This is a genomic window from Embleya sp. NPDC005575, assembly GCF_040605455.1.
Taxonomy (GTDB): domain Bacteria; phylum Actinomycetota; class Actinomycetes; order Streptomycetales; family Streptomycetaceae; genus Embleya.
Genome location: NZ_JBEXCV010000356.1, coordinates 1 through 1,315 on the forward strand (window position 1 = coordinate 1; position 1,315 = coordinate 1,315).

A 1,315-nucleotide genomic window follows, 5' to 3' on the forward strand; every position below is an offset into this window, starting at 1 on the left:
GGGCGCTGAAGGCGTGGCTGAGCGCGTACGCGCACCTGTTGATCAGTTGGAAGCCGTTTCACTTCCGGGCGACGGGGGCCGGTTCGGCGCTGCCCGGGGTGCCCCAGCCGGCGGGCGTGCCGGGCAGCGCGGCGTTCGCCGCGACGTGCGCGACGTCGCGACGCGGATGCGAGGCCGCGCTGGGGGCGGCGAGCAGCGGTACCAGCACGATGGCGCCGGTGGTCAGCGCTGCGGCGCCGCCGATCGTGCCCCAGACCCGCACACCGGGCACCGGGCCACGGGCGCCGATGCCGGGCCGGCGGGCGAAGGTGGCCGCGAAGCCGTTCTGGTCGTCGGGCGAACCACCGTTGCGTGGGCGGTTGTTGGCGGACACGAAAACTCCAGGTGTTGGGGGGACGGTGCTCACGCGGTCGCCCCTGCCAGGGACGCGGGCAGATCCGCGACCTCCAGGGCGATCAGTTGTGCCGCGTCGGGGTTGTCGAGTTCGGCGACCCGACCGGCCTGACGTTCCGTCATCTCCTGGAACGCCTGCCGGGCCGAGCGCCCGTTGCCGAAGCCGCCGCCTCGGGTCATCCCGGCGAACAGGGCGAGCAGTTCGGCGCGTGCTTCGGGGGTCAGTTCGTAGCGGTGCCGCTCCGCCTGGTGCTCGACGATGGCCACGAGCTGCTCGGCGTCGTAGTCCTCGAACAGCAGGGTCCGGGTGAACCGGGAGGCCAGCCCCGGGTTGGAGGACACGAACCGGTTCATGTCGTCGGGATAGCCCGCGGCGATCACCACGACATCGTCGCGGTGATCCTCCATCAGCTTCACCAGTGTGGCGATCGCCTCGGAGCCGAAGTCGTTGCCACCCGCGAGCGGCGAGAGCGAGTACGCCTCGTCGATGAACAACACGCCGCCGATCGCCCGGTTGAACGCGGCGGCGGTCTTGGGCCCGGTGTGGCCGACGTACTCGCCGACCAGCGCGCTGCGGTCGACCTCGACCAGGTGGCCGTGGCCGAGCAGGCCCAGCGCCTTGAGCAGCCGGCCGTACAGCCGGGCCACCGTGGTCTTGCCGGTACCCGGGTTGCCCGCGAAGACCAGGTGCCGACTCAGCGGCGGCGCCGGCAGCCCGGCCTCGACCCGGAGCCGCACCGTCTGCATCAGCTTGGCCATCGACGCGACATCGCGCTTGACCCCGTCCAGGCCGACCAGTTCGCCGAGTTCGGCGAGCAGGTCGGGCAGGCTCTCCTCGACCACGTCCGGCAGTTGCGGGGCGGGCGCGGCGGCGGTCGGACCCGGCGCGGCGCCCGCGGTGGCGGCCGTCGCGGGCCGCGCG

General features: G+C 73.2%; 2 protein-coding genes. Both read right to left on the bottom strand.

The annotated features are described in order from the left end of the window. Nucleotides 1-58: 58 nt before the first annotated feature. Nucleotides 59-373 (bottom strand): hypothetical protein, encoded by a 315-nt coding sequence (locus tag ABZS54_RS42990; protein WP_355548931.1) that lies wholly within the window; start codon nt 371-373, stop codon nt 59-61. Nucleotides 374-402: 29 nt separating this feature from the next. Further along, nucleotides 403-1,315 (bottom strand): AAA family ATPase (locus ABZS54_RS42995; RefSeq protein WP_355548934.1); only part of this gene is annotated, 913 nt, incomplete at its 5' end.